The sequence below is a fragment of the Lentzea sp. NPDC036949 genome (genome assembly GCF_055608075.1).
This window is the reverse complement of record NZ_JBVJRA010000015.1, coordinates 1-20,716: the sequence shown is the minus strand read 5'-3', so window position 1 is coordinate 20,716 and position 20,716 is coordinate 1. Positions and strand designations below refer to the sequence as shown.

The window sequence follows — 20,716 nt, the reverse complement described above, 5'->3', positions numbered from 1 at the left end:
GTCAGACGGGCAGTGAGTCCGGCACGGGCCACGCACGGCCCCCGCCCGTCGCGGTGAACACCGTGTCCGTGACGGAGAACAACGCAACGCCGAAAGCCTTCGTGAAGGCGTCCACGCCCTCCTTGGTGGGGGTGATCGGGATGTTGCTGCCCTTGATCACGGTCGGCTGACCCGGCGCCCCCGGTTGCACGGACAGCCTCACCGCGCTGACATCGCCGGCGTACAGCGGCAGCTCGCCGACCCACTGGTCGTTGATCTTCAGGAAGGCGAAGACCCGCCCGTCCGGAACCGACCCCCGGATTCCGGCGATCTCCATCCGGGCTTTCGCGTTGCGCAGCACCACCCCGCCCAGCGCACGTCCGGACCCCTTCCCGGGTTGCCCCACCGGGCTGATGGTGCCGGTGCTGTACTCCGGGGGGAGCTTGACGCCCACGACGGTCGTGCCGTCCGCCCCCATGATCGCGGTGGCCGGCGCCAGGGCCTGCACCTCGATCTTCTCCGTCGCGAGCCGCTCGCGCGCGACGTCGGTCAGCCGCATCTCACCCAGTCCGTCCAGCAGGGTGAACGCCGCGTCAGCGGTCGGGCTCGCGCTCGCGGACGTCCCTCCGTGCAGCTGCGCGAGAACAGGCGCCGCCATTGCGCCGCTGACAAACATGCGTCGAGTGATCGCCATGATCCCCAGTGTCACGCATTCCGGGGAGAACTTCGCCGCACGTAACTCGAAAGAGGAGGTTCACGTGTGCCGCAACGGGTTTTGGTGCTGATCACCCAGAATCCGCGGCGGGGTGAAGGCCAGCACGTCGGGGAGCGGGCCGTCATGGGGTTCGACGTCGACGAGAACGCTGTGGGCGCTGGGTCCCTGGGACAGGCGCGAGCACGGCCGGTCCGCGGTGAGGGCGTTCGGGTTGCCGTGGCGGTCCAGCGTCCCGCTCACGCCCGGCTCGACCGGGTCCCACCACGCTCCGGTGGACAGCTGCACGACACCGGGCATGACGTCGTCCGACAGGACCGCGCCCGCGAGGCAGCTCCCCCGGTCGTTGTGGACGCGCACGACCATGCCGTCCTCGATGCCGCGCGCCGCGGCGTCCGAGGGGTTGATCGTCACGGGTTCGCGCCCGCGGATCTTCGAGGCGAGGCTGTGGCCGCCGTTGTCGTACTGGCTGTGCAGGCGTGAGGCGGGCTGGTTCGAGATCAGGTGCAGCGGGAACCGGTCCGCCAGCCCGGCGCGGAGCCACTCCACCGGCTCGAACCACGTGGGGTGCCCTGCGCAGTCGTCGTAGCCGAACGAGTCGATCTCCTCGGAGAAGATCTCGATCCGGCCCGACGGCGTGGTCAGGGGGAACTGCCGCGGATCCGAGCGGAGGGCTGCGAAGCTACCGGGGAACGGTCCGGTCGAGGCCGGCAGCGCGGCGGTGGAGCTGCGCCAGAAGTCGTCGAAGTCCGGCAGCGCGGCGGTGTCACCGAGCTGGGCCTTCGTCTCCTCGTAGAGGTGGCGGACCCAGTCGAGCTCGGAGCGCGACTCGGTGAACTCCTCGTGGTACCCGAGCCGGGCGGCCAGGTCGGCGAAGATGTGGTGGTCGGTGCGCGACTCGCCGGCGGGCTCGCGGACCTTCGGCATCGCGACGAGGTGGGGGTCGGAGAAACCGGCGGCGAAGTCGTCGCGTTCGAGGCTGGTGGCGACGGGCAGGACGATGTCCGCGAACTTGGCCGTCGTGTTCCACCAGGCTTCGTGCACCACGACCGTGTCGGGAACCTGCCACGCGCGGGTCAACCGGTGCAGGTCCTGGTGGTGGTGGAACGGGTTGCCCCCGCACCAGTAGACGAGGCGGAGCTCGGGCAGCATGAGCCTGCTGCCGTCGTAGTCGATGACCTCACCGGGGTGCAGCAGGGCGTCGGCGATCCTGGCGACGGGGATGAAGTCGGGAACCGGGTTGGGGACCGCGGGGATGGTCCCGACGAACGGGCGGTCCGGAGCGACGCCGGTCGCGTCCATCGTCGCGTAGCCCGCACCCCAGCCGCAGCCGGGCCGGCCCAGGGAGCCCGCCATGGCGGCCAGCACGACGGACATCCAGATCGGTTGTTCACCGTGGTCCGCGCGTTGCACCGCGTAGTTGACCATGATGAGTGACCGCTGGGCGGTGAGGCGGCGGGCGAGACCGGTGAGCACGTCCTGGTCGAGGCCGGTGATCCCCGCGGCCCAGGCCGCGTCCTTGCGGACGCCGTCGAGCTCGCCGGTCAGGTAGGCGGCGAAGCGGTCGAACCCGACGCAGCACCGGCTCAGGAAGTCCTCGTCGTGCCAGCCGTTGACCAGCATCGTGTGTGCGATGCCGAGCATCGCGGCGGTGTCGGTGTTGGGGACGACGGGCAGCCACTCGGCGTCGAGGAACCCGGCGGTGTCGCTGCGGATCGGGCTGACGTTCACGAACCGGACGCCGGCCTCGCGGCACCGGCGCTGCAGGTCCCGCGTCTGGTGCCGGGCCAGCCCGCCGGGGTTGATCTGGCTGTTCTTGAGGGCGAGCCCGCCGAACGCCACCACGAGTTCGCAGTGCTCGGCTATCTCGTCCCACATCGGCATCCGGCTCTGGTAGCTCCACGGGTGCCCGCCGATCACGTGGGGGAGGATGACCTCCAGAGCCGCGGTGCTGTAGGTGTTGCGCGAGTCGGTGAAGCCCCCGCCCAGCGCCAGGAACCGGTGCAGCTGTCCCTGCGCGTGGTGGAACCTGCCCGCGCTCGCCCACCCGTAGGACCCGCCGAACACCGCGCTGTCCCCGTGCTCCGCGCGGACCCGGCGGAGCTCGTCGCTCACCAGCGTGATCGCACGGTCCCAGCTCACCTCGACGAAGGCGTCGGAGCCCCTGGCGGTGCCGTGGGCGCGCGGCTCGCCGTCCAACCAGCCCTTGCGCACGGCGGGGCGCAGCACGCGCGCGCTGTCGTCTGCGGCCCGCACCATCCCGGGGCCGATGGGGGAGGGAGCGGGGTCACCGGGCTTCGGCTCGATCCGCACCAACCGGCCGGACTCGACCACGGCGACGAAACTGCCCCAATGGGTCGCGACCGACATGCGTTGCTCGACCATGCATCACCTCTGCCACCGAAGTTCCCGGCCCGGGACCATGGTTGCTCATGCGGCTGGCGGAGTGATGTAGTGCAAATGGGTCCTGTCCGGCCGCTGCCTCGGCTTCGGGTGCAGCGGGCCGGACGACACGGCGTGGCGGTTATGCGGTGATCTTGCCGAACAGGTGGGCGGCGGGCGCGTGCGGGTCGTCGCCGTAGAAGAACTCCGCGAGCGCCTGGTGGAACTCGGCGCGGTCGAGCCCGCCGGAGCCGTCGACGTCCAGCGCGTCGAAGACGGCGGCGCAGTCCTCGGGGGAGACGTTGCCCGCGAGGCGGAAGATCTCCTCGAACTCCGTGCGGTCGACCCGGTCGTCCCCGTCGAGGTCGATCAGGTCGAAGTAGCAGTCGGCCACGGGTCCGACCTGCTGCGGGTACAGGCCGCGATCGCCCAGCGCCCGCCGGAACCCCTCGGTCATCTCCCGCAGGTCGACCTTCCCGTCACCGTCCTGGTCCATCGGCGCGATCACACCGGTCCAGAACGCCTCCAGCCCCTCGACGAGGTGGCGGGCGGTCGCGGGCTGCAGCGCGGCACCGCGGGCCGCGACGTACCGCTCGCCCATCAGCCGGACGTCCTCGCAGGTGATGACTCCGTCGCCGTCGACATCGGCGCCTTTGAACCACTGCCGGTACTTGAGATCACGAACTTCGGTCATGACGACGCAACCTAGGCAACCCGTTTCGCGAATGCCCGGCGACACGGCTACCGGAAAGGGTGAACCAGCCGACCAGGTGACGCTGCCCCTACGCCGAGGGGCCGTTCGAGCGGCGGGGTCCGTCCATTACCACGAACAGGTTGAAACGGTTTTGAGTCGATTTTGCGGGGTACTGCTGACCTGTCCACCAGTGTCACGAGGGGAAGTCGGATGTCTCGAATCACCCGCTCGACGGCGGTCGTGCGCACGGCGCTGAACGCGTCGCCGCGCACCCCGGCCAGGTCAGCAAGTACCACCACGCCAGCGTCAGAGGTGAGGCACCCGTGAAGGCGCTGACGTGGCAGGGCAACGAGAAGGTGCAGGTGGTCGACGTTCCGGACCCGCGGATCGAGGAGCCCACCGATGCGATCATCAGGGTGACCTCGACCGCGATCTGCGGATCCGACCTCCACCTGTACGGGGTGCTGGGGCCCTATCTGAAGCCGGGCGACGTGCTCGGCCATGAGGCGATGGGCGTCGTCGAGGAGGTCGGTTCCGAGGCGAGCGGTCACCTCAAGGTGGGCGACCGGGTCGTGGTGCCGTTCAACATCTCGTGCGGGCACTGCTGGATGTGCGAGCGCGACCTGTTCGCGCAGTGCGAGACGACGCAGGTGCGCGGCGAGGGCAAGGGCGCGAGCCTGTTCGGCTACACCTCGCTCTACGGTTCGGTGCCCGGCGGCCAGGCCGAGTACCTGCGGGTGCCGCAGGCCCAGTTCGGGCCGATCGTCGTTCCGGACGGCACGCCCGACGAGCAGTTCCTGTTCCTGTCCGACATCCTGCCGACCGCGTGGCAGGCCGTCCGCTACGCCGACGTGCCTCCCGGTGGCACCGTCGCCGTGCTCGGGCTGGGCCCGGTCGGGCAGTTCGCCGCCCGGATCGCCAGGCACCTCGGCGCCGGCCGCGTCATCGGCGTCGACCGGGTTCCCGAACGGCTCGCGCTGGCCGAACGCCACGGGGCCGAACCCGTGAACCTCGACGAGTTCGACGGCTCCGGCGAGGTGGCGGCCAAGCTGATCGAGATGGTGGACGGCCGCGGGCCGGACGCCACCATCGACGCCGTCGGCATGGAGGCCCACGGCGGGGGACTGGTCGCCGCGGCGCAGAAGGCCGCTGGACTGCTCCCCGACGGCATCGCCCAGAAGGTGATCGACAAGGTCGCACTGGACCGCCTCGACGCCCTGCACACCGCGGTGAAGGGAGTGCGCCGCGGTGGCACGGTGTCGGTGTCCGGCGTGTACGGCGGCGAGCAGGACCCGATGCCGATGATGGAGATGTTCGACCGCGGGATCCAGCTGCGCATGGGACAGGCCCACGTGCGCCGGTGGACCGACGAGATCCTGCCGCTGGTCCTCGACCCGGCCGATCCGCTCGGCACCCTGGACCTGACCACGCACCACCTCCCGCTCGCCGAGGCCGCGCGCGGCTACGAGATGTTCCGCGCCAAGAGCGACGGCTGCATCAAGGTCGTGCTGAACCCATGACCGGCCGAGTGGTGCTCGTGGTGGGCGCGAGCAGCGGGATCGGGCTGGCCGCGGCGGTGGCGTTCTCCTCCCGCGGCGATGCCGTGGTCCTGGCCTCCCGCAGCGGTGCGGCGCTCGACGCCGCGGAGAAGGCCTGCCGGGCGGTGGGAACCGCCGCGGTCGACGTCGTCGCCGACGACATCGGCGATCCCGGTGGCGCCGGCCGGATCGTCGGGAAGGCCATGGACCTGCACGGGCGCATCGACGTCGTCGTGCACAGTGCGACGGTGATGGGGTACGGGACCGTGGAGGAGATGCCTGCCGAGGTGTTCACCACGGTCGTGGACACCGCGGTGCACGGCACGCTGCACCTGGCGCAGGCGGTCCTCCCCGTTCTGCGCCGCCAGCGCACCGGCGTGTTCATCGGCGTGAACTCGCTGCTCGGCTCCATCACCGTGCCGCAGATGGGCGCCTACTCCACGGCCAAGTGGGGGCAACGCGCCGTACTCCGCACCCTGCAACAGGAAACGCGCGACGAGCCAGGCGTGCACGTGTGCATCGTGAGCCCCGGCAGCATCAACACGCCGATCTACGACCAGGCCGCCAACTACACCGGTCGTGCGGCGCGGCCACCTGTTCCGGTCCTGAGCCCCGAGCGGGTCGCCGCCGCGATCGTCCGCCTGGCCGACCACCCGCAGCGGCACGTCAGCGTGCCGGTAGGACCCGCGAACCCGCTCATCGTCGCCGGTTTCCGGTTCCTGCCCGGCCTTTACGACCTGCTCGTCGGGCCCCTGTTCCGCCTCGCGGCGCTGACGAGGAAGGCGGTGCCGCCCACACCGGGCACCGTTCTCCGGCCGCACCCCGCCGGTGAGGGGACGCACGGGCGCTGGCCCGCCGAACGGTGAAGGTGTGGCCGGCGCGTTGTCCGAGAAGCCGGTAAACGGATCGCCGTCGGCGTGAGTCTTCAAGGGTGATGGCTGACTACGACGACTTCGCCCGAGCACAGCTGCCGCGGTTGCTGCGGTACGCGACGATGCTCACCGGCGAACGGGAACAGGCTGCTGATCTGGTGCAGGACGTGCTGGTCAAGATGTACCGGCACTGGTCACGGATCAGCCGCGCGAACCACCCCGAGCGGTACGTGCTGCGGATGGTGACCAACGGCTACCTGTCCTGGCGACATAGCCGGTCCGCACGTGTGACCGCGTCGGGGGACCTCCCCGACGAGGCACGGGCGGACGACTTCGCGTCGGACCACGCCGCGCGGGAGGACATGTGGCAGCGCTTGGCGCGGCTGCCCAAGCGCCAGCGCGCCGTGGTGGTGCTGCGGTACTACGAGCAGCTGCCCGACTCCGAGATCGCCGGGCTGCTCGGTTGCGCCCAGGCGACCGTCCGCGCACACGCCCACAAGGCGTTGGCCGCACTGCGAAACGGCTTGGTCATCGAGCAGATGGCGGAGGCCAGGGAGACGTGATGAACATCGAGAACCTGATCAAGGACACCTTCACGGCGCGCGAGGCCGACGCACCCGACAGCGACGCGGTGCTCGCCGCAGCGCGCCGGCGCATCGACAGCAGGCGCTCCGCGCTGGGCCGGCCGCTGGTGGTCGCCGCCGGGGCGACCGTGCTGACCCTCGGCGCGGTCACGGCCGTGGTGCTGAACCGGCCGGACCCCGCGGTGCAGTCCCGGCCGATGGCCACCGCCGGTGGAGCCGAGACCCCGGCCCCCACGAGCCAGGCCGCGGCGGCGGGTCTGCGGATGCCCTACTCGCTGGGCTGGCTCCCACCGGGCTCGGTCGCCCACCGGGTGCACCGGATCAACGTCGGGTTCAGCGCGGAGGACCCGGCCACGCCCCTGTACGGCGGTGAGTACATGCTGACCGTCACGGCCGGCGACCAGGTGCTGGAGATCGGCGTCCAGCAGTTCCGGATGGTGTCGCTGGACGAGGCGATGTTCAAGTCGGGTCCCGGCCAGGCCGTGACGGTCAAGGGACAGCGCGGGGTGGAGAGCTCGGTGTCCACCGGGCCGGGCGGGTACGAGCTGTACGTGGCGCACCCCGACGGCGGCTCGATGTACGTGCACGTGGCCGCCGCGCACGGCAGCACCGCACCCGCGCAGCAGCTCGCCGACACCGGCCGCCGGATCGCGGAGAACATCCAGTTCCCCGGCGCGACGACGGTCACCCCGGCCTACGGCCTGCGCGACCTGCCCGACGGGATGCGGATCTGCGCGTTCAACGTCCAGCAGGGCCTGGACCGGTCCCCGGCCATGCCGGAGACCACCACGGGCTACTCGCTGGGCACGTGCACCGTTCAGCCGACGGTCCACGTCAGCAGCGCCGTCGTCGGCGAACCGGCCGGTACGCCGGGGCAGTTCGTGCAGGGCCACGCGACGCGCTACACCGACGAAGACGGCTACCGCCGCCTGTGGGTCCTCGACGCGATCGGGGGAGCCCCGGTCGTCGTCGCCGGCGGGGTGCCCCAGGCCGACCTGTACGACATCGCCAACCGGCTCGTGCTGCCGAGCTGACCGCGGTTCGGTCACCGCGTTCGCCGCGGTGACCGAACGCCGTGGCCCGTCAGGGTTTGAGGACGACCTTCTCGCAGTTGTCCTGCTTGTTCTTGAAGATGTCGAAGCCATGTGCCGCCTCGTCGAGCGGGAGCGTGTGGGTGATGATCCGGGTCGGATCCAGCTTCCCGCTTTCGATGAGCTCCAGCAGCGGCTTCATGTAGCGGTGGACGTGGCACTGGCCGGTGCGCAGGGTCAGTGAGCGGTTCATCCACGCGCCCGCCGGGAACTTGTCGATCAGTCCACCGTAGACGCCGATCACCGAGACCACACCGCCGCTGCGGCACGACATGATGGCCTGGCGCAGTGCGTGCGGGCGGTCGGTCTCGGACTTGACGGCCTGCTTGACCCGGTCGTAGGCGGAGACGTGCGCGCTGCCGTGCGTGGCTTCCAGGCCGACCGCGTCGATGCACTTGTCGGGCCCGCGCCCACCGGTCAGCTCCAGCAGCCGGGACCGCACGTCGACCTCGTCGAAGTTCACCGGCGTGTAACCCGCCTGCTCGGCCATCTGCAGCCGGTAGGGCTCCTTGTCGATGGCGATGACCTTCGCGGCGCCCAGGACCCTGGCGCTGTCCATGGCGAACTGGCCGACCGGCCCGGCACCCCACACCGCGACCACGTCACCGGGCTGGATGTCGCACATCTCGGCGCCCATGTAGCCGGTGGGCAGGATGTCGGAGAGGAACAGCACCTGCTCGTCGGTCAGGTCCGACTCGATCTTCAACGGGCCGACGTCGGCGAACGGCACGCGCGCGTACTGGGCCTGCCCGCCCGCGTAACCGCCGGTCAGGTGCGAGTAGCCGAAGATGCCGGCGACCGGGTGCCCGAACATCTTCTCCGCGATCCCGGCGTTCGGGTTGCTGTTCTCGCAGCACGAGAACAGCCCGGCCGCGCAGGCGGCACACGCACCGCAGGCGATCGGGAACGGCACGACGACCCGGTCCCCGACGCGCAGCCGGTCCGCGGCGACACCCGAGCCGACCTCGACGACCTCGCCCATGAACTCGTGGCCCAGGACGTCACCGTCCTGCATGGTCGGCACGTAGCCGTCGACCAGGTGCAGGTCGGAACCGCAGATCGCGGTGGAGGTGATCCGGACGATCGCGTCGCGGCTGTTGAGGATCTTCGGGTCCGGCACGTCGCGGACCTCGACCTTGTTGCGGCCGGCCCAGGTGGTCGCCCTCATGCGCCCGCTCCCTTCTCCAGCTCGGCGTCCGACAGCGGCTGCGCCGGGCGTTGCGGGAACTCCTCGCGCGCCCGCTTGCCCCACGGGGCACCGTCGGACCGGACGACCTCACCGGTCTCCAGCACCTGCTTGAACCGGCGCAGGTCGTCGTCGAGCTGCTGGTGCGGCTCCTCGCCGAAGTACCGGGCGACCGCCTTGCCGATCGCACCGCCCGGGATCTCGTACACCAGTCCGACGTGGACCTCGGTGCTCTCCCCGTCGGGGGCGGCCACGAACCGGACCGTGCCGGCGTTGGGCACGTCGGCGTCACCGGTCGAACGCCAGGCGATCTTCTCGGCGGGCACCTCGTCGGTGATCTCGGCGTCCCACTCGACGTTCGTCCCGAACGGCGCGTCGGCGACCCAGTGGCTCGTCCGGGCACCGGTGGTGCGGACCTCCTCGAGATGCCCCATGAACGTCGGGAGGTTCTGCAGATCGCGCCAGAACGCGAACACCTCCGCCACGGGTTTGCGGACAGTGGTCGTAGCAGTCAGTTCCACGGATCCTCCTTCGCGTGCCCCGCACCACCGGTGGGGGCTCGCTGCGGACGCGGCGACGTCGCAGCGCGGCCAGGCACGCCGCCTCGTCCGAGCCGGGGTGGTCTCACCTGGGCCTGACTACCCCTCGGCACTGCGCCTAACCCCGTTGCGGGAGAGGTGACCGGTGCCGCCGTCGCTCCGCGCGGGGATCAGCTCCCGGTGACCGTGACGTCCGCGACGCCCCAGAAGCAGTTCGAGTCGGCCCGGGACTGCGTCGTGCCACCGAGGTAGTTGTTCTGCCAGTTGCCGTAGTACGTGAGGCCCCAGGTGCACTTGACGACGGACCGCCAGTTGGTGCCTTGCTGGCCCGTGCATTCCACCAGGCCGTCGCCGTCGGCGGCGGCCAGTGCCTTGCAGCTCAGCGCCCCGTACTGGAACAGGGGCCCCGGCGCGAGGGCCGAGGCCGCAGGCGACGTGACGAGGGAGACCCCGGTCAGCGTCGCGGCGACGGCTGCGGCGGTGGCGAGACGGCGGGTGAGGTGCCGCATGGCTTGCTCCTTCTCCGATCAGCGGTGGCGGGGGTTTCCCGCGACCGAACCGATCGTCGCGCAGGGGAGCGGCACGCCCCAGTACCACTGCTCGACCGCTCACGGTGCACCACTTCGCACGCGAGCCGGTGGGCGGTGGCGAGCAGAAGGCCTACGGCAGAAGGGCCGTCACCACTCGGGTGACGGCCCTTCTGTCCTGGCAGGACGGTTCAGCACGCCCTGACGACGGCGGTGTGCGCCTTGCCGCCGAGGTCGAGGATCGTCACCGTGCGGCTCCCGGCGGGCACGCGGACCACGTAGGTGCCGGGGTCGACCGGGTAGCCGAAGTAGCTGCCGGCCGGTGCGGCCGAGGTGCCCGCGATCATCGCACCGCTGGTGCGGTGGATCGTCGTGGAGACCGCCGCGCCGCAGTTGTTGGAGATGTAGATCTTGCCCTTGGTGGCGGCGGTGGCGGATCCCGCGCCGAGGACGGAGATGAACAGTCCTGCGGTGGCCAGACCGGTGAGAATCCGCCGGGCGGTCGTCATGGTGCTCCTCCAGCTGTTGCGGGCGTTCCTCGCAAGATATCCACCGGTGTGGCGGCGCACAGTCGGTTGAACGACCGACATCTCGATCAGCGTTGTTCCGAGGTCGCGGAGGCGAGCTGGTCCGCGACGTCGCCGGGCACGTGCAGCCCTCCGTCGCGCAGGTCCGTGATGAGTTGAGCGATGAGCGGGTCGTGGGGGCCCGCGGTCAGGGCGACCAGGCGGCGTGTCCACCGCGGGTCGAAGGAGCGGACCACGCCGGTGAAACCCGCGGTGATGGCGCTGACCGGCACCACGGAGAGCCCCAGGCCCGCCGCTGCCAGCTGGGGCGCGTGCGTCGTCACGGCGGTGCGGGCCACCACCGACCCCCTCAGGTCGGCGTCGAGGTTGCTCTCGATCCACGCGCCGAGGTTGTTCTCCGGCGTGAAGTGCACGAAGGACCGGCCGTGCAGGTCGTCCTGCCGGATGGCGGGCTGTGCGGCCAGCGGATGCCGGACCGGCAGTGCCACCACGATCTCCTCTTCGGCGACCGTGGTCTCGTGGAAGCCGGTGGCGCCGAGGTCGGGCACGAGCAGGACGTCGGCCTCCCCGGACTCCAGCGCGGCGAGGGCCGGCTCCGGGTCCGTGCTCTCGCGGAAGGCGATCGTCACGCCGGGCCGGTCGGCGTTCCACCGGGCCAGCACCGGTGCCAGCAACGCCACCGTGAGGCTCTGCGCGCACACCACGCGGACCGTGCCTCCGGCGGCCTGACCCACCGCACGGGCGAGGCGAACCGCGTCGTCGGCGGCGGCCACGGCCCGGCGAGCCTCGGGCAGCGCGGCGCGTCCGGCGGCCGTGAGACGCACTCCGCGGCGGTCGCGGATCAGCAGGGCGGTGCCGGCCTCACGTTCGAGGGCGACCAGTTGGTGCGAGATCGCCGGCTGGGACAGGTGCAGGTGCTGCGCGGCGCGCGTCACCGAACCCAGGTCGGCCGCGGCGAGCAGGCATTCCAGCGCGCGCAGAGTTGGCATAAACAAAAGTTATCATTAGGGCAATTTATATCGATCCTGCGACGGGAAGTGTTCTCCCTGCACCGCCGTTGGACCTGACATGTCATCAGCATTCGTCACCGGCGGGTCCGGTTTCATCGGAAGTGCCCTGATCCGCCGCCTGGTCGCCGACGGCCACGCGGTGTCCGCCCTGGCGCGCAGCGACGCAGCGGCCGCCGCAGTCGAGCACGCGGGCGCCACCGCCGTCCGGGGAGACCTCCTCGACCCCTCCACCTGGGCCCGTCCCGGCGACACCTACGACGTGGTCTTCCACCTCGCCGCGGAGACCGACCTCGCGGCGAGCCCGGAACGGCACCGGCTCGTGACGGTGGACGGGACCGCAGCCGCCCTGGAAGGCGCACGCCGCGTGCACGCCCGCAGGTTTGTCCACTGTGGATCGGAAGCCGCGCTGCTGGCCGGCGACCCCCTGGTCGACGCGGACGAGACCGCTCCGCTGCGCCCGGACTCGCCCGCGGCCTACTCCGCCACCAAGGCGCAGGCGGAACAGCTCGTCGCGGAGGCCTCGGACGACCGGCTCGGCACCGTCGTCATCCGCCCGCGGTTCGTGTGGGGACCGCACAGCAGCCTGATCGGCGCGATCGTGGCGGCGGCGCGCGAAGGCCGGTTCGCCTGGATCGAGGGCAGCAGGGTGCGCACCGACGTGACCTACGTCGACAACGCCGTGGAAGGACTGGTCCTCGGCTGGTTGCACGGCCAGCCAGGAGAGGCGTACTTCATCACCGACCGCGAGCCGGTGGAGCTGAGGTCGTTCCTCGAGACGCAGTTCCGGCTCCACGCGGTGGAGCCGTCGGTACCGGATCTCGACCTCCCCACGGCCGTGGAGAACGTGCCGGTGCCGTTGCTCTGGTTCTTCTCGCAGCCGTGCACTGTGGACACGGCGAAGGCGGTGGCGGAGCTGGGCTACCGGCCCGTGATCACCCGCGCCCAGGCGCTCGCCACTACCGGGGCGGTCAGCTGGGCATCTGACGCACAGTGACGACCATTCGCCCCGCTTTCGTTGGTTGTGCTGCTTTCGTCCGAATAGCGGGCTACGTCAACCGTGAAGAGCGCTGAACCGCTTCACGCCAATGGCGGGCGAACGGGCACGACGACTCTCCTTACGTTGGGTGGCGGAACCCCGAGGTTCCATTCTTCGCACCCTGCAAGCGAGGAGAACCCATGTTCAAGAAAGTCGTCCTGTCCGTCGCGCTCGCCGCGGCCACAACCGTCGTCGCACCCCTGACGGGCCAGGCGTCGGCCGCCGAGGCCCCGCCCACCGCGGCGGCGGTCACCGTGTACTACGACACCAGCAGCGCCCCCACGTTCGCGAGCGCCATCCGGCAAGGCGCGGCGAACTGGAACGCGCGGGTGTCCAACGTGAAGCTGGTGGAGAACCGCAGCGCGGCCACCCTGCGCTACCGCGAGGGCAACGACCCGCGCGGTTCGTACGCCTCGACCAACGGCCACGGCAGCGGCACGATCTTCATCGACTACACGCAGGCGAGGCAGTACTACGTCACCCGCATCACCGCGCACGAGACCGGGCACGCCCTCGGCCTGCCCGACCACTACAGCGGCCCGTGCTCGGAGCTGATGTCGGGCGGTGGCCCCGGCACGTCCTGCACCGTCGCCTCGCCCAACGCCACCGAGGCGGCTCGGGTGAACTCCCTGTGGGCCAACGGGTTCGCCGGCACCTACGAGTGGAAGGTGATCTACGAGCAGATCCCCGTCCACTCCTGATCACGCACGACCGCGGGGCCTGGGTCTCCTGTGGACCCGGCCCCGCGGGCGTTGTGCGTCCATCGCGACGACCTGTGTGTCACCGCGAGACGGAGATGTTGAACTTCGCGGTTCCCAGGGCCCTGACGGTCGAGAAGAACAACGGAGCGACGTGCTCGGTGGCCAAGGCGGTGTGGACGCCGCCCAGGTCCAGGACGCTGCTCCCGGGCCACCCCAGGTCGCCGAGCAAGCCCGTGACCACGGTCTTGGCCGCGCTGTCGTCGCCGCTGAGGAAAACGGTCGCCTGGGACACCGACGCCAGCGGGTCGACCATGATGGTGAAGTTCATCGTGTTGAGCGTCTTCACGACACGGGCCCGTGGGAAACGCGCCTGCACCTGCTGGGCCACGCTGTCACCGGGGTAGGCCATCGTCATCTGCGGGGTGAAAGCGGCCGAGGGGTCGAGCACGATCTTCTCGGCCAGCACGTCCTCCCCGATGTCTTCCAAGGCGGCGACCACGGCCGTGCCGGGGATGGCGGTGACGACCACGTCGCTGGACGCGACGGCTTCGCGCGGGCTGACCGTTCCCGCTTCGCCTGCGCGCGTCCGTGATCCGTAGACCACGTGGTGACCGGTGGATGCCAGTCGTGTCCCCAATGCGGAACCGACCTTGCCCGTGCCGAGGATCGCGATGTTCATGGGTTCCTCCTGAGGTGGTCTGACGAGCGACATGCGGGGATGCGGTGTCGACCGCGGTCCGCACGTCGCGGGCTACTTGGTCTCGACCTGCGCAAGAGGCGTCTTCCGGCTCTCCAGTGCCTTCACGGCGATGTCCCAGGACATGTCGCCGGGGAACAGTTGGGACCGCAGGTAGGACCACACCAGCGCCCGCAGCGCGGCAACCCGTTCGGGGTTCTCGTCGGAGGTTTCCACGGCGTCGTAGCCCGAGATCCCGCCGAACAGGTGCTGTGCGCCCAGGAGGGTCAGCAGCGTCTTGTTCCCGCCGGGGCTGTGGGTGTAGGCGTCCCAGCGGTAGCTGAGCCGGGAGGAGAAGTGGGGGTTCAGGTCCTCGTCGCCGGCGATGACGAGCGCGGCACCGGTCATCTGCCCGAAGTCGATGTGCTTCATCATCGGGTAGTGCTCCGCGGCCCACGGCGAGAAGTGCTCGTCGGCGATGCCAGGTCCTCCGATCACGACGCCGGCCTTGACCCTGGGGTCGGAGAGGTCCTTCTCCCGGGGGTCGTCCGGGTCGGACACCTGCGAGCCCAGCAGCAGTGAGACCGTGTGGCCACCGGCCGAGTGCCCGACCGCGGCCACCTTCTCGGTGTCGACACGGCCCGGGAGCCCCGGAATCGCGGCGATGACCTCCTCCAGGTGATCGAGGACGATCCGCATGTCGACGGCGCGGTCGCGCCAGAACAGCGGCGCGTCGGGCAGGTCCTGGTCGCGCAGCCCGAGCACCGTGGAGTCCAGGTGCGTCGGCTGGACGACGACGAACCCGTGAGCGGCCCAGAAGTCCGCGAGGGGCCCGTAGCCGCGCAGCGAGGAGAGGAAGTTGGTCATGCCGTGGCCGTGCGAGAGCAGCAGCACCGGCAGGTCGGTCCCGGTCACGGGCGCCGAGATCTTGATCTCCAGCGGCACGGGCCTGCCCGGCACCTCCAGCGAGACGGGACTGCAGCTGAGGACGGGGGTGGGGTCGCTGACCGGGAAGCCGGCGGCGTCCGCGTAGGACGTGTTCATGGTGTTCCTCTCAGGCGGTTCGTCCGTGAACGCGTTGCTCGACGGACTCGGAGGGTGATCGACTCCGACCGCCCGGCAAAAGATTGCCATGGACGGCAAGTTTGCACAAGACGGCATTTTAGCCATGGGAAGCATGTATGCTGAGGTGCACGCAGGCGGTGGTCAACGGAGTGCGGGAGGGGTGCGGGTGGCCAGTGACGGTCCGGGGCTTCGGGAGCGGTCCAAAGCACGACGCCGGCGGTTGATCCTGCACACGGCTCTGCGCCTGTTCGCCGAACACGGGTACGAACGGACCACGATCGCCGACATCGCCGAGGCGGCCGAGGTCGCGCCGCGGACCGTGACGGGCTACTTCCCCTCGAAGCTCGACTTCATCACCGAATGGCCCGCGTCCATCGAGCAGCGGATCATCGCGCTGCACCGGGAGGACCCCGCGCTGGAGTTCATCGACCTGGTGGACAGGTGGTGGCACGACCTGCGCGACAACGTCGACCAGGAGGAAGCCGCGCTCACCCGCGCCATGGCCCTGGCCAACCCCGGCGTGGTCGCCATGGCGGAGGCCGAGGTCTCCCAGCGAACTCCCGGAACCGGCTTCCCCTTCGACGGAACCGGTCGTGACGACCTGTCGGGAGCCGCGGGCCGAGCCGCGATCAGGGGTGTCAACCAGGTGTTCCTCCGCGGTGTCGCCGAGGACCGCATGACCGACGAGCTCCACGACGACCTGCTGAACCTGATCCGTGCCATCGCCGACAGCACCGACGTCGGTCACGGTTCGCTCAAGCTGGACCCTTAGGTATCGGGACCTCCTGGCATTCACCTCAAAGTGTTCGAGTCACCCTCGCATTCCGTGGGCGGATGCGGATGGTGGCCTTTTCGGACCGTCTTCGACACCGTAAAGAGTGCAATACCGCAACCTTCACGGGCAAAGACCGGAAACCAGTGGCGGTTTCGGCAGCTCGTTGTTGATGTTCGGTAATTCGTGACTCCGGCCTGGGAGCTGGAATTCATGGAGTTCACTCTTGTGGGCGTATTTGTGTGTTGTTTCTGCGTGGCAGCGAATTTTCGCGCTTTCATGTCCTCAGGTCTCCCGGTACTCGTCACATCCAGGAGGACAAGGAAATGGGTAGATCCACATTCGCGATCACGGCATCGGCCATCGCGCTGACGACCTCGTGGTTGCTCGTGACCGCGGCAGGCGCGGCGCAAGCGGAGGCAGCGTACGACGGCATCGCCATGTACAAGCAGGAGAAGACCCAGTGGTGCTGGGCCGCCTCGGGCCTGACGATCGCCAAGTACCAGGGCGTCGGCAGCACGCAGGCGGACTTCTGCACTCGGGCCCAGCCCTACTACGGCTGCAACAACCAGCCTGCCACGCTCGACGACATGGCCAGGGGCTGGCAGAGCCTCGGCATGGCCCACCCCGGCTCGGGCCTGGGCAGCGCGGCCTCGTTCAACCAGATCTACACCGACGTCAAGGCCTCCCGCCCCATCGGTGCGCGCATCGGGTGGACCTCAGGCGGGGGCCACATGAACGTCGTCTACGGCTTCGACACGTCGAACAACACCATCGCGGTCGCCGACCCGTGGCCGGACACCGCCACCTACACGTGGTGGAACTACAACGACTACGTCAACAACAGCTCGTTCAAGTGGACCCACTCCCGGATCGGCATCTCCCGTTAAGGCAGGCATCATGTGCGAACCAAGAACGGTCTGGCGGCGGGCTGCTTCGCGCCTTTCCCGCCTGACCGCGGTCCTGGCACTGGGCGCATCCGCGCTCCTGTCCGTCGCGGGCCCCGCCCACGCGGCCCCGGCCGAGGACCCGCTCCCGGTGGACATCCCCGACTACCAGGCCGCTCTCAACGCCGTGAAGTCGGCCGACGTCCGCAACGCCGTGTGCCGCTTCCTCGCCGTGCCGGTGCCCCAGGGCGGGTCCCAACCCGCGCAGATGGTTCCGGACAAGGCCAATCCGTGCGAGGGCATGCCCGCCTTCACGATCAAGGACCCGCTGGCGGTCAGCGAGATCACGCCGGGCTTCGTCGCGGGCACCTCCCCGCCGATCGCCACGGAGGCGGTCAAGCTGGCCCGCCTGGTGTCCTCGCTGAGCAACACCGTCAACGACCGCCAGGCCACCGTCATGCTCGCCCCCACGCAGGGCGGCGGCTGGCACCTGGCGGCGGTGCGCGAGGGCGACGACGAGGCCGAGTACGCCGGCAAGGCCGGTGCGGGGGTCCTGGTGTTCTCAGAGCCGCAGATCCGCGGCTGGTACCAGCTGAAGCTCACCACGGTGGAGCCGCTCAACGACCAGGCACGGCAAGGACTGGGCGGCAAGGCGTCCATGTCGCTGAGCGAGTACCAGAAGCTGGTCAAGGCCCGCTACGCCGACAAGCTGCCCGCATCGGATTACGACACCAAGGGGATGTCGAGCGGCTACGGCATTGCAAGCGGAACGGACAGCACGTCGTCCATCGCGCCGTTGCTCGTCGGCGGTTCGAGCGCGGCGCTCGTGCTCGCGGGCGGCGCCTTCTTCTTCCGTCGCCGGCGCAACAACGCTGGGTGATTCTTCGGCTCGGTCCCGGTGGACACGGCGAACGACAGCCGTTCTGGGCCGTTATGAGCGTGCGTTCAGGGCTGTTGACCTGCGCTTTGGTGCAGTTGGGCGCAGTTCAGGCCGATCCGAGGGCTCCATCTGTGTGACCTGCAACGCCAGGAACGCGCTGACCTGCGTAAACGGGACTCCTGCAGGTCGGCGCGGTTCCGTTCAGGTCCATTGAGGGCTGTTCTGGCACGTTCAACGCACGGAGTCGCTCCCAATGGTCGCCATCACATGAGCGATCCACCAGGGTCTCTCAATCGCACGAATGTGCGAACTTTTTCATGTGCGCTCTATGGGGCGAGTGTGTGCGCATGATTATCGGTGCGGACGTTGGCCCACCTCATTGGCCGAGCCCCTGAGGGACACGTCGCAGAATACGCTGCGCGCTTGCAGCTCAGAACCTGTCGACCCAGGCTCTGACTGTCATCGCGGCGGTGAACCGTTATGGCGTAACCGCTGTTCCCAGGGATCAGCGGGCAGTATGGTGGCTGCCAATCCCTGGCAGGTTGCGGAAAGGCGCGAGTGCAGATTCGACGCTGTCGTTCGGCGTCGTCCTCCACGACAAGCTGCTGTCTTCAAGCATGCCGGCGCTGACGTGGTGCCCTCGTCTGGTGTTCCGCGAGGCACCGATCGGCACTGTGAGCCGTTGGTCAGTAAGTCTCGAACGGCTGCCATTGAACAGATTCCGGACGCACGCCGGTCACCGCGAACTCGAGCAGCGCCGCGACCGCGAGGTCGCGTGGAATGATCGCGTCGCGCGGGAACTCCGTCTCGTTCGCCGAATCGACGTACAGGGTCGGCACGTCGTCCGGGACGGCAGTAGGAGATGACGTCACCCAGGGGTGTCGTTCCAGGGTGAGGTCCAGGTCGTGCTCCGGCGGGGGCATCGCATCCACAGTGGACGGCGGTAGGTCACCCGCGTGCCGCAGGACCAGCGTTTCGACCTGGGTCGACCGTGACCGAGTCTGCTCCGGTGCGCTCTGCTTGGCCCACATCGTCACCATTCGCACCGCCCGCCGCGGGTCCGTCGGCCCGAAGTAGTGCAGTGCCACGTGCTCTCCGGTCGGCGATACGTCCATCTTGAACATGCGGTCGGGAATCTTCGCCGGACCGAACCGGGGGAGCTCGCGCGCGGCGATCTGGGTCGGATGTGGCTGTGGTTCGGCCAGGATCGCTGCCAGCGCACGGTTGAGGTCGGACTCGGATCGGACCTCGAACGGCTCACGAGCGCGGTTGGCGCCGCTGTAGAAGTACCAGTCCAGCGTGTACGTCACCGTGCATCCCTTCCCTGGAACGTGTGCGAACCCATCGGATCGTGCACCGTCAGTGTCTGACCGGCGCCCAGTACGAGCGGTAGCACCTCCCGGCAACCCAACATGCCCTCGCACACTTCCTTGTTCACGACCACTTCGGCACGGTTGACGCCGGACTGCCGCATGCGCCAGGCGACCTTGGTTTCGACGTGCTTGGTGACCTCGGCGTTCTGACCCGGCCACAGCACACCCACCTTCGTCAGGTGATCATTGATGCGGGTGTGCTCGCCGTCGGGCTCCCGGCCGCTCTGCACGAGGTCTTCATTGCCGTCATCATCGCGGCAGATCCCGCTGGTCTTGAACGCGGGAAGGCTCGATCGTGCACGCCGCGCCCAGGTATCCGGCTGCCGGCCGCCACCTCCGCCTGCTGTCCCGCCGGACGTCGGGGTGGGGCTGTCGGCGGCTTGGTCGCGAACTGCTGATGAACCTTCTCGATGCCCTGCAGGCCCGATACCAGGACGTCCAGCAGGTCCTTTGCGCCGACTCGCACAGCGGCGAACTGACTGGTGACCATCTCAGCATCGGCCTGCTCGCCGGTTCCGGCCATGACGTCGGTGAGCGCCGTCGCGCACTCCTCGGCCATCTCCACGACCTGCTGGAGCATCTGCTGCACCTGCTGGGCCTTGTCCGCGGCGGCGTTGAGCGTGGCCTCAACATCGCTGAACGTCGTCGGTAGCACACCGGTCCCTTCCCGTGGACCCGCACCGATCCTGACACGAGGCACGCGTACGGCCGAACCGCAGTTCAGCCGCATGGGTGATGGGCTCGTACCGCGTCCGCCTGGCCTGCGTCTGATCACCATGCACGAGACCCACTCGGGGCATCCCGGCTGCGTCATGATGCCGGTTCGGGCTCGCCTTCTCGGTCCCGCCAGCGGAGCCGCGATCATCCGCAGGATGGGTTGCCGCGAGGTCTCCTGCTGGATGGTGGCTTGCCGGGTTCGTGACCTGCGTGATCACGGTGCTGTGATTCGGGTGTTCGATCTCCGGGCGCCACGACGAGCTCCTCCAGCGGCGCCTCAAACGCCTGCGGGCTCAAGACGAATGACCGCTGAGGTGAGGTGTTACGCGACTGCCACGAACGGCACCGGCTGTTCAGGAACCGGCGACCGAGTCGAGGAGGTTCTTGGCGATGTCGCGGAGTTTGACGTTCTCGTGCTGTGAGCGTTGCACGAGCATCGTGAAGGCTTCGTCGGCGCTGCAGGAGTGCACGGCCATCAGGACACCTTTTGCTTGGTCGATGACGGCCCGGGAGGCGAGAGCCTTTTCCAGGCTGTCGATGTGGTCTCGTGAGCGTTGCCAGCGCTGGGCGCTGGCGATCGTGACCGACGCGGCTGTCGTGAACAGCCGCATGAGCCCTTCGTCGAAGGGGTCGAACGCCGCGGCCGTGTGGCTGTAGATGTTGAGTGAACCGAGGTGCTTTTCGTCGGAGGAGTTCGAGGAGGGCAGCAGCACCGGCACGGACAGGTAGGCGCGGATCGCGTGCGCCGCGGCGGCTGCCTCGAACTCCGGCCACTCGTCGAGGTGCTCGCCGACGACAGCCCGCACAGGCCGCAGGGTGCGCGCGGACTCCAGGCACGGGCCCCGGTCAGCGGCGTACTGCTTCTCGTCGATCTCGATCAACTCGGGGCTCGTGGAGGCGGCAGTGCGCGGCCGCGCCGGATCCATCAGCGACACCGTCACCGAGTCGGCATCCGGGATCGCCCTGCT

The 20,716-nt window shown here is 69.4% G+C and carries 23 protein-coding genes; 10 read left to right on the top strand and 13 right to left on the bottom strand.

The window, feature by feature from the left end; all coding sequences use genetic code 11:
* Position 1: 1 nt before the first annotated feature.
* From ACZ7CD_RS33025 to ACZ7CD_RS33015, 3 genes are all read right to left on the bottom strand, one after another.
* The gene (locus ACZ7CD_RS33025) at positions 2-637 is read right to left on the bottom strand and encodes a hypothetical protein (protein ID WP_458432128.1); all 636 of its coding nucleotides are present in this window, start codon (positions 635-637) and stop codon (positions 2-4) included.
* A gap of 96 nt (positions 638-733) precedes the next feature.
* Positions 734-3,076: a molybdopterin-dependent oxidoreductase gene (locus ACZ7CD_RS33020; RefSeq protein WP_470371943.1), complete on the bottom strand. Its 2,343-nt coding sequence runs from the start codon at positions 3,074-3,076 to the stop codon at positions 734-736.
* 139 nt (positions 3,077-3,215) lie between these two features.
* Positions 3,216-3,767, bottom strand: coding sequence for an EF-hand domain-containing protein (locus ACZ7CD_RS33015; RefSeq protein WP_360401144.1), 552 nt, complete (start codon positions 3,765-3,767; stop codon positions 3,216-3,218).
* A gap of 323 nt (positions 3,768-4,090) precedes the next feature.
* Here ACZ7CD_RS33015 and ACZ7CD_RS33010 point away from each other — a divergent pair, with 323 nt between their 5' ends.
* The 4 genes from ACZ7CD_RS33010 to ACZ7CD_RS32995 all read left to right on the top strand — a co-directional run bounded on the left by ACZ7CD_RS33010 (position 4,091) and on the right by ACZ7CD_RS32995 (position 7,795).
* Positions 4,091-5,287, top strand: coding sequence for a zinc-dependent alcohol dehydrogenase (locus tag ACZ7CD_RS33010; protein WP_470380450.1), 1,197 nt, complete (start codon positions 4,091-4,093; stop codon positions 5,285-5,287).
* A complete protein-coding gene (locus ACZ7CD_RS33005) occupies positions 5,284-6,171 on the top strand; it encodes an SDR family NAD(P)-dependent oxidoreductase (RefSeq protein WP_458432130.1) in 888 nt (295 codons plus the stop codon). Before ACZ7CD_RS33010 ends, ACZ7CD_RS33005 begins: the two co-directional genes overlap by 4 nt.
* A gap of 68 nt (positions 6,172-6,239) precedes the next feature.
* A complete protein-coding gene (locus tag ACZ7CD_RS33000; protein WP_470380449.1) occupies positions 6,240-6,740 on the top strand; it encodes a SigE family RNA polymerase sigma factor in 501 nt (166 codons plus the stop codon).
* Positions 6,740-7,795, top strand: a complete 1,056-nt coding sequence (locus ACZ7CD_RS32995) for a hypothetical protein (RefSeq protein WP_470380448.1) — start codon at positions 6,740-6,742, stop codon at positions 7,793-7,795. The genes ACZ7CD_RS33000 and ACZ7CD_RS32995 overlap by 1 nt, the downstream gene beginning before the upstream one ends.
* A gap of 49 nt (positions 7,796-7,844) precedes the next feature.
* Here ACZ7CD_RS32995 and ACZ7CD_RS32990 read toward each other — a convergent pair whose 3' ends face one another.
* From ACZ7CD_RS32990 to ACZ7CD_RS32970, 5 genes are all read right to left on the bottom strand, one after another.
* Positions 7,845-9,020 (bottom strand): zinc-dependent alcohol dehydrogenase, encoded by a 1,176-nt coding sequence (locus tag ACZ7CD_RS32990; RefSeq protein WP_360401159.1) that lies wholly within the window; start codon positions 9,018-9,020, stop codon positions 7,845-7,847.
* Positions 9,017-9,559 carry an SRPBCC family protein gene (locus ACZ7CD_RS32985; RefSeq protein ID WP_360401162.1) on the bottom strand — a complete coding sequence of 181 codons (543 nt, stop codon included), beginning with the start codon at positions 9,557-9,559 and terminating at the stop codon, positions 9,017-9,019. Before ACZ7CD_RS32985 ends, ACZ7CD_RS32990 begins: the two co-directional genes overlap by 4 nt.
* Before the next feature lie 188 nt (positions 9,560-9,747).
* Positions 9,748-10,086: a hypothetical protein gene (locus ACZ7CD_RS32980; RefSeq protein WP_470380447.1), complete on the bottom strand. Its 339-nt coding sequence runs from the start codon at positions 10,084-10,086 to the stop codon at positions 9,748-9,750.
* A 209-nt stretch (positions 10,087-10,295) separates the two neighbouring features.
* Positions 10,296-10,613 carry a hypothetical protein gene (locus ACZ7CD_RS32975; RefSeq protein ID WP_360401168.1) on the bottom strand — a complete coding sequence of 106 codons (318 nt, stop codon included), beginning with the start codon at positions 10,611-10,613 and terminating at the stop codon, positions 10,296-10,298.
* A gap of 86 nt (positions 10,614-10,699) precedes the next feature.
* Entirely contained in the window at positions 10,700-11,620 is a 921-nt protein-coding gene (locus ACZ7CD_RS32970) for a LysR family transcriptional regulator (protein ID WP_360401171.1), read from the bottom strand.
* Between the two features lie 79 nt (positions 11,621-11,699).
* Here ACZ7CD_RS32970 and ACZ7CD_RS32965 point away from each other — a divergent pair, with 79 nt between their 5' ends.
* A complete protein-coding gene (locus ACZ7CD_RS32965) occupies positions 11,700-12,635 on the top strand; it encodes an NAD-dependent epimerase/dehydratase family protein (RefSeq protein ID WP_470380446.1) in 936 nt (311 codons plus the stop codon).
* A 182-nt stretch (positions 12,636-12,817) separates the two neighbouring features.
* The gene (locus ACZ7CD_RS32960) at positions 12,818-13,378 is read left to right on the top strand and encodes a snapalysin family zinc-dependent metalloprotease (protein WP_360401177.1); all 561 of its coding nucleotides are present in this window, start codon (positions 12,818-12,820) and stop codon (positions 13,376-13,378) included.
* Positions 13,379-13,457: 79 nt separating this feature from the next.
* Here the strand turns inward: ACZ7CD_RS32960 and ACZ7CD_RS32955 are convergent, their stop codons facing one another.
* A complete protein-coding gene (locus ACZ7CD_RS32955; protein WP_360401181.1) occupies positions 13,458-14,057 on the bottom strand; it encodes an NADPH-dependent F420 reductase in 600 nt (199 codons plus the stop codon).
* Between the two features lie 72 nt (positions 14,058-14,129).
* Positions 14,130-15,098 (bottom strand): alpha/beta hydrolase family protein, encoded by a 969-nt coding sequence (locus ACZ7CD_RS32950; protein ID WP_360401184.1) that lies wholly within the window; start codon positions 15,096-15,098, stop codon positions 14,130-14,132.
* Positions 15,099-15,339: 241 nt separating this feature from the next.
* Here ACZ7CD_RS32950 and ACZ7CD_RS32945 point away from each other — a divergent pair, with 241 nt between their 5' ends.
* The 3 genes from ACZ7CD_RS32945 (at position 15,340) to ACZ7CD_RS32935 (ending at position 17,658) form a co-directional block, all read left to right on the top strand.
* Positions 15,340-15,891 (top strand): TetR/AcrR family transcriptional regulator, encoded by a 552-nt coding sequence (locus ACZ7CD_RS32945; RefSeq protein ID WP_458432137.1) that lies wholly within the window; start codon positions 15,340-15,342, stop codon positions 15,889-15,891.
* A gap of 326 nt (positions 15,892-16,217) precedes the next feature.
* On the top strand, positions 16,218-16,781 hold the full coding sequence (locus ACZ7CD_RS32940) for a papain-like cysteine protease family protein (protein WP_360401188.1): 564 nt from the start codon (positions 16,218-16,220) through the stop codon (positions 16,779-16,781).
* Positions 16,782-16,791: 10 nt separating this feature from the next.
* Complete coding sequence (locus ACZ7CD_RS32935; protein WP_470371936.1) at positions 16,792-17,658, top strand: LPXTG cell wall anchor domain-containing protein; 867 nt, start codon at positions 16,792-16,794, stop codon at positions 17,656-17,658.
* A 686-nt stretch (positions 17,659-18,344) separates the two neighbouring features.
* On the opposite strand, the gene ACZ7CD_RS32930 is transcribed toward ACZ7CD_RS32935, so the two are convergent.
* Positions 18,345-18,968 (bottom strand): Imm1 family immunity protein, encoded by a 624-nt coding sequence (locus ACZ7CD_RS32930; RefSeq protein ID WP_470371935.1) that lies wholly within the window; start codon positions 18,966-18,968, stop codon positions 18,345-18,347.
* A complete protein-coding gene (locus ACZ7CD_RS32925) occupies positions 18,965-19,459 on the bottom strand; it encodes a DddA-like double-stranded DNA deaminase toxin (RefSeq protein WP_470380505.1) in 495 nt (164 codons plus the stop codon). The genes ACZ7CD_RS32930 and ACZ7CD_RS32925 overlap by 4 nt, the downstream gene beginning before the upstream one ends.
* Between ACZ7CD_RS32925 and ACZ7CD_RS32920 the strand changes: the two genes are divergently transcribed.
* Complete coding sequence (locus tag ACZ7CD_RS32920; protein WP_470380445.1) at positions 19,429-19,683, top strand: hypothetical protein; 255 nt, start codon at positions 19,429-19,431, stop codon at positions 19,681-19,683. The two genes, ACZ7CD_RS32925 and ACZ7CD_RS32920, sit on opposite strands and share 31 nt — an antisense overlap.
* 418 nt (positions 19,684-20,101) lie before the next feature.
* On the opposite strand, the gene ACZ7CD_RS32915 is transcribed toward ACZ7CD_RS32920, so the two are convergent.
* A partial coding sequence (locus ACZ7CD_RS32915) for an ANTAR domain-containing protein (RefSeq protein ID WP_470380444.1) occupies positions 20,102-20,716 on the bottom strand: 615 nt, incomplete at its 5' end.

Bases quoted from the DNA above. Each gene is read 5' to 3' on its own strand.
- ACZ7CD_RS33025 (WP_458432128.1), bottom strand. From the start codon at position 637: ATGGCGGCGCCTGTTCTCGCGCAGCTGCACGGAGGGACGTCCGCGAGC.
- ACZ7CD_RS33020 (WP_470371943.1), bottom strand. From the start codon at position 3,076: ATGGTCGAGCAACGCATGTCGGTCGCGACCCATTGGGGCAGTTTCGTC.
- ACZ7CD_RS33015 (WP_360401144.1), bottom strand. From the start codon at position 3,767: ATGACCGAAGTTCGTGATCTCAAGTACCGGCAGTGGTTCAAAGGCGCC.
- ACZ7CD_RS33005 (WP_458432130.1), top strand. From the start codon at position 5,284: ATGACCGGCCGAGTGGTGCTCGTGGTGGGCGCGAGCAGCGGGATCGGG.
- ACZ7CD_RS33000 (WP_470380449.1), top strand. From the start codon at position 6,240: ATGGCTGACTACGACGACTTCGCCCGAGCACAGCTGCCGCGGTTGCTG.
- ACZ7CD_RS32995 (WP_470380448.1), top strand. From the start codon at position 6,740: ATGAACATCGAGAACCTGATCAAGGACACCTTCACGGCGCGCGAGGCC.
- ACZ7CD_RS32990 (WP_360401159.1), bottom strand. From the start codon at position 9,020: ATGAGGGCGACCACCTGGGCCGGCCGCAACAAGGTCGAGGTCCGCGAC.
- ACZ7CD_RS32980 (WP_470380447.1), bottom strand. From the start codon at position 10,086: ATGCGGCACCTCACCCGCCGTCTCGCCACCGCCGCAGCCGTCGCCGCG.
- ACZ7CD_RS32975 (WP_360401168.1), bottom strand. From the start codon at position 10,613: ATGACGACCGCCCGGCGGATTCTCACCGGTCTGGCCACCGCAGGACTG.
- ACZ7CD_RS32970 (WP_360401171.1), bottom strand. From the start codon at position 11,620: ATGCCAACTCTGCGCGCGCTGGAATGCCTGCTCGCCGCGGCCGACCTG.
- ACZ7CD_RS32965 (WP_470380446.1), top strand. From the start codon at position 11,700: ATGTCATCAGCATTCGTCACCGGCGGGTCCGGTTTCATCGGAAGTGCC.
- ACZ7CD_RS32960 (WP_360401177.1), top strand. From the start codon at position 12,818: ATGTTCAAGAAAGTCGTCCTGTCCGTCGCGCTCGCCGCGGCCACAACC.
- ACZ7CD_RS32955 (WP_360401181.1), bottom strand. From the start codon at position 14,057: ATGAACATCGCGATCCTCGGCACGGGCAAGGTCGGTTCCGCATTGGGG.
- ACZ7CD_RS32950 (WP_360401184.1), bottom strand. From the start codon at position 15,098: ATGAACACGTCCTACGCGGACGCCGCCGGCTTCCCGGTCAGCGACCCC.
- ACZ7CD_RS32940 (WP_360401188.1), top strand. From the start codon at position 16,218: ATGGGTAGATCCACATTCGCGATCACGGCATCGGCCATCGCGCTGACG.
- ACZ7CD_RS32935 (WP_470371936.1), top strand. From the start codon at position 16,792: ATGTGCGAACCAAGAACGGTCTGGCGGCGGGCTGCTTCGCGCCTTTCC.
- ACZ7CD_RS32920 (WP_470380445.1), top strand. From the start codon at position 19,429: ATGAACCTTCTCGATGCCCTGCAGGCCCGATACCAGGACGTCCAGCAG.